Source organism: Cyclobacteriaceae bacterium (assembly GCA_030584025.1).
Lineage (GTDB): Bacteria > Bacteroidota > Bacteroidia > Cytophagales > Cyclobacteriaceae > UBA2336.
In genome coordinates this window covers 2560477-2574747 of record CP129487.1, presented here as the reverse complement: position 1 = coordinate 2574747, position 14271 = coordinate 2560477, and the positions used below count along the sequence as shown (strand labels likewise).

Genomic DNA, 14271 nt, shown 5'->3' with positions numbered 1-14271 from the left:
TACAGGATGCGCATGAAACAAACCGATCGTGTAAGGCCGAAGAAATCATTAGGGCAACATTTTCTTCACGATAAGCATATCGCAGAAAAAATTGTTCAGGGTTTAATCGCTCCGGATGGTGCAGAACAGGTGTTGGAAATTGGCCCCGGCATGGGCGTGCTTACACAGTTTTTGGTTCAACGTAAAGATGTTGCCTTAACGGTTGTGGAGATTGATCGCGATTCGGTGGCTTACCTTGAAAAGCATTATCCAGGTTTGCCCATTATTTCGGGCGACTTTCTGGAGCTAGACTTGAGCAAGCAGTTTTCAGGTAAATACTCCATCATCGGAAATTTCCCTTACAACATCTCTTCACAGATTTTTTTTAAAGTACTTGAAAAAAAAGACCATGTGTGGCAGGTGGTGGGCATGGTGCAAAAGGAAGTGGCTGATCGGATTGCCGCACCGCATGGAAATAAGACGTATGGGATTTTAAGTGTGCTGCTGCAGGCATTTTATACGATTCATTATCTCTTCAAAGTTCCTCCCGGAGTGTTTAATCCTCCACCCAAAGTAATGTCGGCAGTTATCAGGCTTGAGCGTAATGCACGAAAGACTTTACCCTGCAATGAAGCGTTGTTCTTTAAAGTGGTAAAACAAGGCTTCAATAACAGACGGAAAACCTTGCGTAACGCCTTAAAAAATCTAATTTTGCCCGCCTTTGCGCATGTTCATCCGGATACCGTGCAGGATTTTTTGAAGCTCGCCATTCTGGACAAACGTGCCGAGCAATTGTCGGTTGATGAGTTTATACACTTGACTCAATTAATAGAGAAGAGCAGTGGAGCAGCAGATACAATTTGAGCTAACCAAAGAGTTTGTTGATCGTTTTCAGCAAGCCCTTGATGAACGCGACCAGGCGTTTATACTGGAAAGCCTGCAAGGTGTAAAAGCAGCTGATATTTCTGCGCTTCTATATGAATTCAATTCTGAAGAATCTAAGTATGTGCTTGATCAATTGCCGTTGGAAGTGCAGGCAGAGATCATCAATGACCTGGATACCGATACACGCGTAAAATACCTCAAGGTTTATCAGGTAAATGAAATTATTCCGATTGTTGATGCATTGCATTCGGATGATGTTGCAGATATTTTAAATGAGTTGCCTGTTAAAGAACGGGAAGAAGTTCTATCCGGACTTAACCATGAACTTCGAACCCAGGTAACCGAACTGCTTCGGTATGAAGAAAATGTTGCCGGTGGTTTGATGGCAAAAGAACTCATCAAAGTACGGGATCACTGGACGGTGGTTCAATGTATTGATGAGATCAGGAAGCAAGCTGAGAATGTAGATAAGTTCTACGCGGTTTATGTGGTGAATGATCGCGATGTATTGGTTGGTCGTGTGTCACTTAAAGACCTTGTACTTTCTGATGCGCGAAAAGTTGTATCCGATATTTGTGAGCGCGATATCACTTCGGTTGAAACGTATTTGTCTGATTTGGAAGTAGCCGACATTATGCGGAAATATGACCTTGAATCTGTTCCGGTAGTAAATGTACAAGGGCAATTGGTAGGAAGAATTACGATCGATGACGTGGTTGACGTAATTACCGAGCAGGCTGAAGAGGATCGCCAATTGATGTCGGGTATCAGTGAAGATGTGGAGGAAGATGACAGCGTATGGCGCAATACCCGTGCACGTTTGCCGTGGCTGCTAATTGGAATTGTTGGCGGTTTGATGAATGCCAAATTTATGGGACTCTTCGAAGCCGAGTTGAGCCGCATTACTGCCATTGCATTCTTTATTCCACTTATTCAAGCAACGGGAGGTAATGTGGGCATTCAATCATCATCATTGATTGTTCAAAGTCTGGCTAACCCGGGCTTTGTGTATGACGGACTTTGGACACGCCTCGCGAAAGTATTTTTAGTTGCATTACTCAGCGGAATATCATTGGCATTACTTGTTTACGGAGCCAATGTGTTAATCTTTAGTGAGCAAAAATTGTCTATTATCGTTTCGGTGGCGTTGCTGAGCGTAGTTGTGTTTGCTTCATTTGTCGGAACGATCACACCCTTGATATTGAATCGTTTCGGGTTCAACCCTGCGCTGGCATCAGGCCCCTTTATTACTACAACAAACGATCTGTTGGGGTTAACCGTTTATTTTTTTACCGTTCATTTGATGCTTTAATCGGTATAAAGTCCCTTTTTAGGATGTAAGTTTTTCAGGCAGTTCTTGGTCATCAACAAAACTTATTGACTTTGAAAGCAAATACGTAGCGCTGAAAGCGCTCAATGCGTGTAATGTATGGGGTAATCAAGAGGCTTTGGCTTTTGGTTTGCTATCAGCCTACAGATGTAATAATTTACATTTACGTTAAATCATCTGGTATCAAAGGCATTAAAAAAACGTGTAATTTTGATGCTTCTTAATTTTTTACATCTTGCACATTCAGTAGTGTTATTCGAATGAGTTTTTTAAAGAACCGGTTAAAGCGATTAAGTGAGACATTCAATAGTGTTATTGAAAAACCATTGCTTACGTCTACCATCGTATTGGTTGCGATAGCCACGCTGGTGATTGGGCTTAGCTTGCGCTACTACATTAATGATTTTGATAATTTCTGGGCGCAAATTCTGGCCGAAGCCCACGGTATGATTTTCGACATTGCTGTAATCGGTATTCTTATATTTTGGTTGAATCAAAACGGTCAGATTCGTCAACGCATTCGATTCTACCGTGATGAAATTGATGACTTTCGTTTGTGGGAATCTGAAGAAGCGGCTTTTCGTACGGTGGGTAACATCAAGCGACTTAACCGCCATCAAATTTATGAAATCAACCTGGTAAACTGTTTTCTGGCTCGCACAAACCTAAACTACGTTAACCTGTCGGGTTCTAATCTTAATTCGGCCAATATTTCTCAATCCTCATTAATTGAAGCAAACCTGGAGAATACGCGTTTAAATCAAACGAATTTTGAGAATTCAAACCTTAACCAGGCAAACCTGGGAGGTGCTTATGCCAGTGGTGCCAATTTTAAAGATGCCTTTTTAATTAAAGCTCAATTCGAGAATGCTTTTTTGATCAAGGCAAATTTTAATAACGCCTACCTGATGGAGGCAAACCTGCAAAACAGCTACCTGATGGGGGCCGATCTGGAGAATGCAAGTTTATATAAAGCTGATTTACGTGGAGCAAAAGGCCTTACGATAGAACAACTTGCAAAAGCAAAAACGTTGTACCTGGCGCGCTTTGACGATGATTTGTTTTCTGAAATCCAAACCGCGCTTCCCGAGCTGGTTGGTTCCTGATTTTTGTTCAAATGATTTAAAGCATTACCTTTGTAGCGATATCTGACAACGGTCTCCTTCCGGAGGCCGTTGTTTCTTTTTTATTGCTTGTCGTATTTTGATATTAGTGTTATGAGTAAAAAAATTTCTTACTACACCCGTGAAGGTCTTGATAAACTCAGGAACGAACTTACTGAATTGAAGTCCAAGGGACGTCAGGAAATTGCACGCCAGATTGCTGAAGCACGCGATAAGGGTGACTTAAGTGAAAATGCTGAATACGATGCGGCCAAGGATGCCCAAGGCCATTTGGAAGCCAAGATTGCCCAGTTGGAAGATTTACTGGCCAATGCACGTTTATTGGATGAAGCCAATGTAGATACTTCCAAAGTTTCCATCTTGTCGAAGGTAACGATCAAGAACAAAAAGAACGGTGCTTCTTTTACGTATACACTTGTGTCAGAAGAAGAAGCTGATTTAAAAGCAGGAAAAATTTCAACCATGTCACCGATCGGAAAAGGATTATTGGGAAAGAAGAAAGGGGAGATGGCATTAATCAAAACGCCAGCTGGTGAAGTTGAGTTTGAGATCACAAACATAGCTGTTTAACTATGGCATCCATTTTCACGCGCATTATCAATCGTGAAATACCCGGGCATATTGTGGCTGAGGATGATCGGTTTATTGCTTTTCTGGATATTATGCCATTGGTAATGGGGCACACGTTGGTGGTTCCTAAAACTGAAGTTGATTACATTTTTGATTTAGATGATGAAACGCTTGCAGGCCTTCATGTTTTCTCAAAGCGTGTTGCAGCTGCTATCAGGGCGGTAGTTCCATGCGAACGGATTGGAGTTGCTGTAATCGGGTTGGAAGTTCCGCATGTTCATGTGCACCTGGTGCCTATGAACACCATGAGTGATATAAATTTTTCGAAGCCGAAACTTCAGCCCACAAAAGAAGAGCTTTCGCAGGTTGCCGAAAAAATCAAAAAAGCCTTTTCTGCTTAATCGAGAAAATCAATATCCACATTGAGTGGATAGCGCATCAGGTAGGTGAGTGCCTGTTCAACGGTCAGGTCTTCAAACAACACTTTGTAGAGCATGCTGGTAATCGGGGCGCGAAGTTTATAATAGTCGGCACACTTTTTTACAATCTGTACGGTACTAACCCCCTCAGCGACCTCATCCATGCTACTCACAATTTCCTGAAGGGTTTTACCTTTCGCCAGTTTATAGCCTACCTGAAAATTTCGGCTTAGGGTACTGTTGCTGGTGGTTACCAGATCCCCAATACCTGCTACGCCCAGAAATGCTTTTACGTTTCCACCCAATGCCTTGCCCACGTGAATCATCTCAACGACTCCACGACTTATTAACAGGCCGCGTGCATTTTCTCCATATCCCATCCCGCTTAAAGCTCCCGATGCAATGGCGATAATATTTTTCAGTACACCAGCCAATTCAACGCCAACCAACTCGTTGTTTCCATAAACCTGAAACTGATCGCTGCGCAGCAATTTTTGTCCCAGACTAATCACTTCATTAAACGGACTGGCGATTACAGTTGCGGCAGGATGGCGTTCGGCTAATTCTTTTGACAGGTTTGGGCCGGCCAGGCAACCTACGCGAACCACTACGCTCTCTTCACGAATCACTTCACTCATGGTTTTCACCTGTTCGCGACTGAGCTTGCTTACGGTATCAATGGTTTGACCCTTCGGCAGGGTAATGTCCAATCCCTTTGTGCCGTGTATCAGAATGTGATAAGGATGCAGGTGCGGTGAAAGTTTCTGCATCATCGAGCGGAAATGTGCAGAAGGAACGATGGGGAAAATCACTTCACAACTTTCCGCTAAATATTTCAGGTCGTTGGTGGGTGTAACCCGACTGTTCATTTTGTAACCACGGTTTTCTCGTGTATCCAAAATTCGCTGCACTACTTTTTCATCGCGTGCATATAACAAAACTTTATGCTGGCGCGACAGCAGGTTGGCCACAACACTGCCAAAGTTACCAGCGCCAATTACACCAATGGGCTTGTTATCAGATGAACTTTTCGAGGTCATAGCCCGCCAGGCGATTGTGGTAATAGTATAACAGGTTAAGATCCTGCGTAACAATGTTGCCCTTTTTGTTCATGACCAACGGGCGCTTGAGGTGAAATATGCCAACGTTATCCAGTCCGTGTTTTATTACCAGGTCAATTTTTCCTTTCAGGTGCGTGGCGTGGTTGGCTTTTCCTTCTTTTTTGAGGTGATATATTTTTTTTCGGATACGCTTACAGGTTTTTCTGAACTCTGCATAATCCAACTCCAGTTCTTCTTCGGGCAAACGCAACAACCCAAACAAATCAAGTTTAGGATGTTTCTTTTGCCATAGTTCGAACGCAACAAAAGCAACCAGGTGGCTGGCAAAAATGCGATTGATACGATGGTATTCCGAAACAATGCGCTGGCTGAGCATGCGTGTGTATTCGTTCTCGCGTTGTGGGTCGACCGTTATCTTACCATTAGCAAGAAAATAGTCGCGCGTTTCAATTATGCGATCATGCGAATCCAGACTGTTACCTTCTTCATCAACATAATTACCCATCACATCCAGGGCTCGTCCAATAGAAACAGAAATATTGGAGCCCTTGGTGAAAAATTTGAATAAGAATTTTAGCAATCCCCAGCTTCCATGCGGGTCTTCTTCGGGTAAGTACCGGTCTTGTCCTTTAATAGACAGGTAATCATCAATCAACTCAGGCGCTTCCAGTACGAAATGGTAATTCAAGGTTACCGGAACCACAAATATTTTTTGTGGAGGTTGCCCCTCAGCTGTATTCAGGTAGATGTTGCGTTGCGCTTCAATGGTGGTGGAGAGCAAGCCAAGCTTTAGCGTTTTTTCAATCATGCCTGAGCGTGATCGTGTTCCGCCCGGAAAGAATAAACTGTGTGCACCCCGTTGAATGGCTATGCTGGAGTACATCTTTAATGTTTCAAGGTAAGGCAGGTTTTTCTTTCTCCGGTCGACCTTGTAAGCCCCGAGGCTGTTCATGAAGTAGGCAAATATCTTCATGTTAAATAGGTTCAGCCCGGCACCATAAATAAAGGCGGGCAAGCCAAGTGCATGAATAATCCACCCGATCAAAATGGAATCGAGGTTGCTGAAATGCGTAGGCACCATTACAATGGTTCCTTTGCGGGCAAGGCTGCGCAATTGCTTCACCTTGCCTACAATCTGAATTTTATCGCGCAGGGTATATTGATTGCGAAAAAAGCCACCAAACTTTTTTACCCGCGAAGCATTAAGCAAACGGGCAAACCAGAACTTAATCATTTCCCGCGCAAAGCGGTATGAGCTCGGCTTAAAATTGCCGGCAATTTCATTGGCATAACGGTGAACAATCTTTGTAAGAAGTTCCTGCGATTTTTTTTGCTTCTCTTCTTCTGGTACAGCCCCCAGATCAATCAACTCTTGTTTGATACCCGACCAGAATTTACTTTCATCCGGCGGATCAACGCGCCAACGGTTCCGTTTCATGCGCTGTTGTTCCCGGTAAACAGTTGCCTCCAGCTCATCCAGCAATTGTTTGGTTGATGGACGTAACTGGGTAATGCGTTCAGCTGATCGGGCTGCTACTTCTTCTATAAATTCTTTCCGGTTACGGCTAAGCCTATACACCGGCCAATCCGGAATGCCTTCCAGAATGGGCTCATACTTTTTATTCTTATTCTTTTTCTCCAGTACTTCCACGGGCACAAAATACTACATTTTCACGCATCTGTAGTATGCGTATTTTTTATAAGGCCTGCTGTGCTTTTCGAAGCGCGGCCTCCATTTCGGAAAAAAGATTGGTGGCTTTGGTAAGGAACTCCTCACTTAAAATCTGGTGTAGCTCCTGCTCACCGCTTAATTCAAACTGATCTATCTTATACGTTTGTTCGAGGAGTCCTTGCTCCAGTTTAATTAAGTACCGGTTGTTCCAGCTAAAGAGTGTTATTTTGCAGGAGGGATGCGGTATTTCTCCAATGATTCGCATGAAAAGTGAATTTTTACAGCGTTTATAACAACAACTTAACCTTTTCGGGGGTTAAAAGACTAAAATTGACGCTATATCGTTGAATAATTTGAATTTTTTCGATCGGCATAAGGGTTTTATATTGTAACCTGATTGGTATCACATGGGCGGAATATTGAAGTTTGAGGCGGGCAAGGCGGGAATAGTTTTATTCTTCATCGCCATTTTGCAGGTTTTGTTTATTCCGCAAGCCAATGCAACCCATTTACGGGCAGGTCAAATCGTAGCCACACGGGTAAGTTGTACAGGTTTAACGTTTCGCATTACCGTTACCGTTTATACCAATACTGGGTCCACCGTGCTTTTTGGAGGTGAAATGGATTACCTGGATTTTGGAGATGGTTCGGCTCCAATTCTTGTTCCCGAAACGCCAAATAACCCCGACCTGTCTCTTGGGCCAGATGTTGCTTCGGCCTCCTTCACTATTGAACACACGTACTCCGGTCCGGGCCGGTATGTTATCAGTTACGTTGAGCCAAATAGAAATGGAGGGGTTTTGAATATGGCAAACTCTATTTCTACCACCTTTTATATTGAGACTCAAATTAATATTGATCCTTTTTTTGGTTGCAATAACACACCTCAACTTTTAATCCCTCCAATCGATCGGGCTTGCACAGGTGTGGCGTTCTTTCATAACCCCGGTGCTTTTGATCCGGATGGCGATAGCTTGTCTTATGAGTTTGTAATTCCTTTCCGAAACAGGAACGAGACCGTAGCGCAATATAGAGATCCAAATGATCAAAGTTTCTACGCCAATTTCCCGAATGGAAATGAAGCTGGAAATGGACCCCCAACGTTTACAATAAATCCTGTTGACGGAACAATTATTTGGGATGCTCCTGGTTTGAGCGGTCAGTATAACATTGCTTTTATTGTAGTTGAATGGCGGAAAATAAATGGGCAATGGTTCAGATTAGGATTTGTTCGCAGGGACATGCAGATTATTGTAGATGACTGTGACAATGAACGTCCTGATTTAATTGTTCCGGAAGATATATGTGTAGAGGCGGGCACAACAATTAACGCAACAATATTCGGTATAGACCCGGAAAGCCATGATGTTAAAATCGAAGCATTTTCTGAGATTTTTAATTTTGAATCCCCAGCTACATATTCGCCTGTTCCCGGGTTGAATGATTATCAACCTTCCAATCCTCCTGCAGAACTTGAATTTGAGTGGGAAACCCAATGTTTTCATGTAAAGGAGCTTCCTTACCAAGTCGTTTTCAAGATAACAGATAATCCACCAGATGCAAACGGAAATCCTGGGAGAGGACCAAAGCTGGTTACATTTAAAACATGGCGCATTCGTGTGGTAGCACCACCACCAGTATGGTCATCGGCAACACCCGATTTTACGAACCGAAGTGCATTGCTCACTTGGCAAGATTACACCTGCAGCCAGGAAGCTGCCTTTATTCAAGTTTGGAGAAGAGTTGACAGTATTACATTTGAACCCGATAGTTGTCAAACCGGTATGCCTCCATTTTTAGGATACACACAGGTTGGACAGGTGGCAGCAACGGCAACTCAGTTTAATGATACAGGTTTGGATGTAGGTGCACGCTATTGTTACCGGTTAGTGGCCGTGTATCCTCAACCTGGTGGTGGAGAAAGTTATGTGTCCCAAGAAATTTGTATACCTCCCATTTTAGCTGATGCTCCTGTAATTACGCATGTTACCATAGAAAAAACCTCGTTAACAGATGGAGAAATTCGGGTTAGTTGGCGCGCTCCATTTGATGCAGATGAGGGCCAATTTCCGAAAGAGCCGTATGGATATGATTACGTGGTTGAGCGTGCAGATGGTTTTGCAGGTACCAACTATGTGGCCATTCACACGGGAACGTTGCCGGGTGATACAACCATTCTGGATACAAATTTGGATACAGACAGTAAGATTTATAATTACAGGGTAAAGGTGTTTGCTCAAAATCAAACAACACCTTTTGATCAATCGGCTTCTGCCTCAACGGTTCGACTTGAACTCAAACCTTCTTCAGGCAGAATTGAACTTAACTGGAATGCCTTTGTACCCTGGTCGAATCAAATTCAAAGCTTCCCGTTACATGATATTTATCGTGGGCCGGAAAATGCGACAGAGGGTGATCTTACTTTGATTGCCAGTGTGAATGTGTTCGATAGTTTATTCCGATACACGGATGTTGGTCAGCACAACAATGAACCCTTGGATAATAACACAGTGTATTGTTACCGGGTAATGACCCGAGGCGGGTATGGTAACCCGGCTATTGCGGTACCCCAAGAAAATTACTCCCAGATTATTTGTGCGCAGCCTGTTGATGATGAGGCACCTTGTAAGCCAGTGCTACAGGCCGAGTTAACCAACTGCGAAGATTTTGTTCAACAGGAGGTTTGTAATTTCAATACGTTCAGCAATACCATATTCTGGAATCGCCCGGAAGACGAGACATGTCGGGCCGATATCCGAACCTATAATGTGTATGTGGCGAATTCGGTTGGTGCGCCCTTCTCACTATTGGCTACAAACGTTACGGATACGTTTTATGTCCATAACAACCTGAATACATTTGCTCGTTGTTACCGCATTTCTGCGGTTGATCGCTCCGGTAATGAAAGTGAATTGAGCGACCCGGTATGCAATGATAACTGCCCATATTACGAGCTGCCTAACATCTTTACACCAAATGGCGATGGCTTCAATGACTTGTTCAGCGCGTTTAATGTTCGTGAATACCAGAATTGCGGTAATGGCGAAGAAGGTTGCCAAGTACCTGCACATTTGCAAGGCCGATGTGCCCGCTTCGTACAACGTGTAGAGCTGACTATTATTAATCGGTGGGGTGGTGAGGTTTACAACTATACTTCAGGTGGTGAGAATACCATTTTTGTGGATTGGGATGGCCGTGATAATGGAGGCAAGCCATTGGCCTCAGGTATTTACTTCTACAAGGCCGATGTGACCTTCGATGTGGTAGATCCGAAGAAACGCGTTCAGACCATTAAAGGATGGGTTCACCTCGTTCGATGAGTTCTGTCTCGGATCAGTTTAATAATATTGTTTTATTCGATGGTGTCTGCAACCTGTGCAGCAGTTCCGTTCAGTTTATCATCAAGCGTGATCCGAAAGCCAGGTTTCGGTTCGCTTCATTACAATCTCCAACGGGACAGCAATTGCTGGAAAAATTTCAACTTCCTACGGATGCCCTCTACAGCATTATTTTGGTTCGAAGAAACTCGTTTTTGGAGCGAAGCGATGCCGCCTTGGAAATAGCCCGCCAGCTTACGGGCTTATGGCCATTGTTTTATGTTTTTAAAATTGTTCCAAGATTTCTTCGGGACCCAATCTACAATTGGATTTCACGTAACCGGTATAGCTGGTTTGGTAAAAAAGATGCTTGCTGGCTGCCCACGCCTGAGCTTAAGGGTAGGTTTATTGATTAAGGACTTAGGCGCACCATGCTTTGGCGAAAGCCTGTCTTTTGTATTTTCGCGTGTTAATGAATAAAACTGAATAGTATGAAGGCTTATGTATTTCCCGGTCAGGGTGCACAGTTTACCGGAATGGGTAAAGATATTTATGAATCAAATCCGAAGGCAAAACAGTTGTTTGATGAAGCAAATGCCATACTCGGATTTGATATAACCTCCATTATGTTTTCAGGTACAGCCGATGAGCTGAGACAAACGAAGGTTACACAGCCGGCTGTATTTATTCACTCGGTTGCGGTAGCACTGTCTAATGATTCGTTTAAGCCTGATATGGTGGCCGGTCACTCGTTGGGTGAATTTTCCGCGCTGGTAGCCAATAAAGCATTATCCTTTTCAGACGGATTAAAGCTGGTGTATAAACGTGCGATGGCCATGCAGCGTGCCTGTGAAATAAATCCATCAACCATGGCTGCTATTCTTGGATTGGATGATCACGTAGTTGAAGGGGTGTGTGCATCCATTAAGGAAGAGATTGTTGTAGCCGCAAACTATAATTGTCCGGGTCAACTGGTTATTTCCGGATCGTTAAAAGGAATTGAAATCGCGTGCGAAAAACTAAAGGCGGCCGGGGCGAAACGAGCCTTACCCCTTCAAGTAGGTGGTGCTTTTCATTCGCCCTTAATGGAGCCCGCACGTGAAGAGCTGGCTTCAGCCATTGACGCCACACCGTTTCATACTCCCATTTGCCCGGTATATCAAAATGTAAATGCTTCTCCTTCTTCAGATGTGCAGGCAATTAAAAAAAATCTGATCGATCAACTTACGGCTCCGGTTCGCTGGACTCAATCCGTACAAAAAATGGTGGGAGATGGTGCCACAACATTCATCGAATGTGGTCCGGGTAAAGTGTTGCAAGGTCTGGTGAAAAAAATAGCTCCTCAGGTCGAGGCCATGAGTATTTAGGAATCTTGGTGTTGTAGCCTTTCAACGGGTAAATTATCCGTACAATCTTCCAGTAGCTTTTCAATGGTTTTCTGAAGAATGGGATGAACCAAGAGTGGAGCAATTTCAGCTAATGGAACGAGGGTAAATTTTCGATCCGGAATTCCGGGGTGTGGAATTTTCAGATCAGGGTTTGCAACCACTTTATCATCCCAAAGCAGGATGTCAATGTCAAGCGTTCTGGCACCCCATCTTTCTTTACGTATGCGCCCCGCCTGTTTTTCTATGTGTTGAGTAATATTCAAAACTTCATAGGGCTGCGATTCTGTATCTACCCAAACAACCTGATTGAGAAAATCATCTTGATTTTCTTCGCCCCATGCAGCTGTTTTATAAATGGAAGAAGCTGTAACAATTGGCCCAATAAGCCGACTGATTTGCTGGCGTGCCTCGGTTAACTGGCCGATTTTATCGCCCAGGTTGCTGCCTAGTAAAAGGAAGACATTTGCCATTCAGCAAACTTAACTTTTAAAAGGCAGACTGAGTTGCTTAATTTCGAGACTTAATTTCCGGTTTATGAATTTCTTTAAAACGTTCCTTGCCTCATTTTTGGCCCTGCTGGTTTTTTCAGCAATTAGTTTTGTATTGATGATAGCCCTACTCTTTGCTTTAGGCTCAGAGGAGAAAGTGGTGATTACCAGCAACTCGGTGCTTCAGTTAAAACTGGATGCCCAGATTACAGAACAGGAAATAGATGACCCCTTTTCAGGAATGCCTTTTTTTGGAAGCGGCATACAGAAAATTGGCTTGCTGAACTTAAAGGAAACTATCAGGCATGCGAAATCTGACCCCAAGATTAAAGGCATTTTTCTGAACGTAAGTTACCCGATGGCAGGGTTTTCAACCCTTGAGGAAATTCGGCAATCGCTGATCGATTTCCGCGAAAGCGGTAAGTGGGTGGTAGCGTATGCCGATGTGATGTCGGAGCCAGCCTACTACCTTGCAACAGCAGCTGATAAAGTTTATTTGAATCCTGAAGGAGAGGTTGAGTTTAACGGATTAACCGTGGAGGTAACATTCTTTAAAAAGCTATTCGATAAGCTTGAGATCAAACCTGAGATTTTCAGGGTAGGGGATTTCAAAAGTGCAGTGGAACCGTTTATGCTTGAAAAAATGAGTGACGAAAACAGGTTGCAATTGTCTGAGTTGCTCAACTCCATTTATGATCACATGCTGGTTGGTATATCTGAAGGACGAAACATTCCCCTTGATAACTTGAGAGAATTGTCAGATAACATGACGGTGCGTAATTCCAAGCTTGCAGTTGAGCATGGTTTGGTAGATGGTCTGTTATATTATGATGAAGTGTTGAATGAACTTCGCGGACGCCTGGAATTGGAAGAAGATGCCCGTATTAAATTTGTAACCAGAAAGAAATACAGTAAAAGCATTCAGGCTAAACAAGGTGGTGCAAATGAAGTTGCTGTAATCGTAGCGGATGGAACCATCATGCCCGGTAAATCAAGTGAAGGCATTATTGGTGGAGAAACTATTGCAGAGGAAATCCGCAAGGCAAGACTGAATAAAAAGGTGAAGGCCATTGTAATCCGGGTGAACTCACCGGGTGGCGCATTTCAGGCATCCGATATGATGTGGCGCGAAGTGAAGCTTGCTACAGCAGTGAAACCGGTAATTGCTTCTATGTCTGATTATGCTGCTTCGGGTGGTTATTACTTAGCCATGGCAGCAGATACCATAGTGGCACAGCCGCACACCATTACCGGTTCAATTGGCATATTCAGTGTATTGTTTGATGCGAGTGGATTTTTGGGAAACAAGCTTGGCATTACGTTCGATGAGGTTAATACGGGCAAGTATGGAGAGTTGGTAACGATCAGTCGACCGTTAACGCAAGCTGAGAAGGATGTCTGGCAAAATCGCACCGAAGAGATCTACGAAACTTTTACGGGTAAAGCCGCGGAGGGAAGAGCTATGTCACAGGACGCGTTAAAGAAAGTGGCTTCCGGAAGAGTGTGGTCAGGTTCACAGGCAAAAGATCGTGGCTTGGTTGATATTCTGGGTGGTTATAGTGATGCAATCAACATTGCTGTACAGGCTGCAGGCTTAGATGACTATACCGTAAAGCAGTACCCTGTTCAGAAGCCGTTCTTTGAACAATTTATGGAGCAGCTCACCGAGAACGCTAAAACCAAAGCGTTGAAAGAAGAACTTGGTGATCAGTACTACCTCTATCAACAGGGGCTGAAATTGAAGGAATTATATGGTGTTCAGGCCCGCATGCCGTTTGAGGTGACAATCCATTAGTGTTTCAAATAAATTTTATTTCTAGCATAAAAGGCCCTCTCGGGTCTTTTGTGTTTTAGTGCAATTATAAATTGCAGTTCATGTCAGGAAAACCTGACATACTTTATGCAGGATTTCCTGAATAAAATTTAAGCAATTATTAAGTCTGATATTCTCAATATAATATCACGATGGAATATGCTTGGATAAATTATTTTAAGAATGAGCAGAGTAATTATACCCCTCCTGATTTGTTCCTTGGTT

At 43.5% G+C, this 14271-nt stretch carries 13 protein-coding genes; 9 read left to right on the top strand and 4 right to left on the bottom strand.

The window, feature by feature from the left end; all coding sequences use genetic code 11:
• Window positions 1–6 precede the first annotated feature (6 nt).
• The 5 genes from rsmA (at window position 7) to QY309_11430 (ending at window position 4289) form a co-directional block, all read left to right on the top strand.
• Window positions 7–843 (top strand): 16S rRNA (adenine(1518)-N(6)/adenine(1519)-N(6))-dimethyltransferase RsmA, encoded by an 837-nt coding sequence (gene rsmA / locus QY309_11450; protein ID WKZ58482.1) that lies wholly within the window; start codon window positions 7–9, stop codon window positions 841–843.
• Window positions 821–2176 carry a magnesium transporter gene (gene mgtE, locus QY309_11445; GenBank protein WKZ58481.1) on the top strand — a complete coding sequence of 452 codons (1356 nt, stop codon included), beginning with the start codon at window positions 821–823 and terminating at the stop codon, window positions 2174–2176. The genes rsmA and mgtE overlap by 23 nt, the downstream gene beginning before the upstream one ends.
• Before the next feature lie 278 nt (window positions 2177–2454).
• Window positions 2455–3300 carry a pentapeptide repeat-containing protein gene (locus QY309_11440; GenBank protein ID WKZ58480.1) on the top strand — a complete coding sequence of 282 codons (846 nt, stop codon included), beginning with the start codon at window positions 2455–2457 and terminating at the stop codon, window positions 3298–3300.
• Between the two features lie 111 nt (window positions 3301–3411).
• Window positions 3412–3888: a transcription elongation factor GreA gene (gene greA / locus QY309_11435; GenBank protein WKZ58479.1), complete on the top strand. Its 477-nt coding sequence runs from the start codon at window positions 3412–3414 to the stop codon at window positions 3886–3888.
• Window positions 3889–3890: 2 nt separating this feature from the next.
• Complete coding sequence (locus tag QY309_11430; protein ID WKZ58478.1) at window positions 3891–4289, top strand: HIT family protein; 399 nt, start codon at window positions 3891–3893, stop codon at window positions 4287–4289.
• Here QY309_11430 and QY309_11425 read toward each other — a convergent pair.
• Genes QY309_11425 through QY309_11415 form a run of 3 tightly spaced genes read right to left on the bottom strand, consistent with a single transcriptional unit; the run spans window position 4286 to window position 7305 of the window.
• Window positions 4286–5347, bottom strand: a complete 1062-nt coding sequence (locus tag QY309_11425) for an NAD(P)H-dependent glycerol-3-phosphate dehydrogenase (protein ID WKZ58477.1) — start codon at window positions 5345–5347, stop codon at window positions 4286–4288. The genes QY309_11430 and QY309_11425 overlap by 4 nt on opposite strands.
• Complete coding sequence (locus QY309_11420; protein WKZ61700.1) at window positions 5325–7019, bottom strand: 1-acyl-sn-glycerol-3-phosphate acyltransferase; 1695 nt, start codon at window positions 7017–7019, stop codon at window positions 5325–5327. Before QY309_11420 ends, QY309_11425 begins: the two co-directional genes overlap by 23 nt.
• A 46-nt stretch (window positions 7020–7065) precedes the next feature.
• A complete protein-coding gene (locus QY309_11415; protein WKZ58476.1) occupies window positions 7066–7305 on the bottom strand; it encodes a hypothetical protein in 240 nt (79 codons plus the stop codon).
• 142 nt (window positions 7306–7447) lie between these two features.
• Between QY309_11415 and QY309_11410 the strand changes: the two genes are divergently transcribed.
• From QY309_11410 to fabD, 3 genes are all read left to right on the top strand, one after another.
• Window positions 7448–10360 (top strand): gliding motility-associated C-terminal domain-containing protein, encoded by a 2913-nt coding sequence (locus QY309_11410; protein ID WKZ58475.1) that lies wholly within the window; start codon window positions 7448–7450, stop codon window positions 10358–10360.
• Window positions 10357–10773 carry a thiol-disulfide oxidoreductase DCC family protein gene (locus QY309_11405; GenBank protein WKZ58474.1) on the top strand — a complete coding sequence of 139 codons (417 nt, stop codon included), beginning with the start codon at window positions 10357–10359 and terminating at the stop codon, window positions 10771–10773. The genes QY309_11410 and QY309_11405 overlap by 4 nt, the downstream gene beginning before the upstream one ends.
• Before the next feature lie 75 nt (window positions 10774–10848).
• A complete protein-coding gene (gene fabD / locus QY309_11400) occupies window positions 10849–11724 on the top strand; it encodes an ACP S-malonyltransferase (protein ID WKZ58473.1) in 876 nt (291 codons plus the stop codon).
• On the opposite strand, the gene folK is transcribed toward fabD, so the two are convergent.
• Window positions 11721–12215, bottom strand: coding sequence for a 2-amino-4-hydroxy-6-hydroxymethyldihydropteridine diphosphokinase (gene folK / locus QY309_11395; protein WKZ58472.1), 495 nt, complete (start codon window positions 12213–12215; stop codon window positions 11721–11723). The two genes, fabD and folK, sit on opposite strands and share 4 nt — an antisense overlap.
• Window positions 12216–12279: 64 nt before the next feature.
• Between folK and sppA the strand changes: the two genes are divergently transcribed.
• Window positions 12280–14028 (top strand): signal peptide peptidase SppA, encoded by a 1749-nt coding sequence (sppA, locus tag QY309_11390; protein WKZ58471.1) that lies wholly within the window; start codon window positions 12280–12282, stop codon window positions 14026–14028.
• Window positions 14029–14271: the final 243 nt, after the last annotated feature.

Bases quoted from the DNA above. Each gene is read 5' to 3' on its own strand.
- rsmA (WKZ58482.1), top strand. From the start codon at position 7: ATGCGCATGAAACAAACCGATCGTGTAAGGCCGAAGAAATCATTAGGG.
- QY309_11440 (WKZ58480.1), top strand. From the start codon at position 2,455: ATGAGTTTTTTAAAGAACCGGTTAAAGCGATTAAGTGAGACATTCAAT.
- greA (WKZ58479.1), top strand. From the start codon at position 3,412: ATGAGTAAAAAAATTTCTTACTACACCCGTGAAGGTCTTGATAAACTC.
- QY309_11430 (WKZ58478.1), top strand. From the start codon at position 3,891: ATGGCATCCATTTTCACGCGCATTATCAATCGTGAAATACCCGGGCAT.
- QY309_11425 (WKZ58477.1), bottom strand. From the start codon at position 5,347: ATGACCTCGAAAAGTTCATCTGATAACAAGCCCATTGGTGTAATTGGC.
- QY309_11415 (WKZ58476.1), bottom strand. From the start codon at position 7,305: ATGCGAATCATTGGAGAAATACCGCATCCCTCCTGCAAAATAACACTC.
- QY309_11410 (WKZ58475.1), top strand. From the start codon at position 7,448: ATGGGCGGAATATTGAAGTTTGAGGCGGGCAAGGCGGGAATAGTTTTA.
- QY309_11405 (WKZ58474.1), top strand. From the start codon at position 10,357: ATGAGTTCTGTCTCGGATCAGTTTAATAATATTGTTTTATTCGATGGT.
- fabD (WKZ58473.1), top strand. From the start codon at position 10,849: ATGAAGGCTTATGTATTTCCCGGTCAGGGTGCACAGTTTACCGGAATG.
- folK (WKZ58472.1), bottom strand. From the start codon at position 12,215: ATGGCAAATGTCTTCCTTTTACTAGGCAGCAACCTGGGCGATAAAATC.
- sppA (WKZ58471.1), top strand. From the start codon at position 12,280: ATGAATTTCTTTAAAACGTTCCTTGCCTCATTTTTGGCCCTGCTGGTT.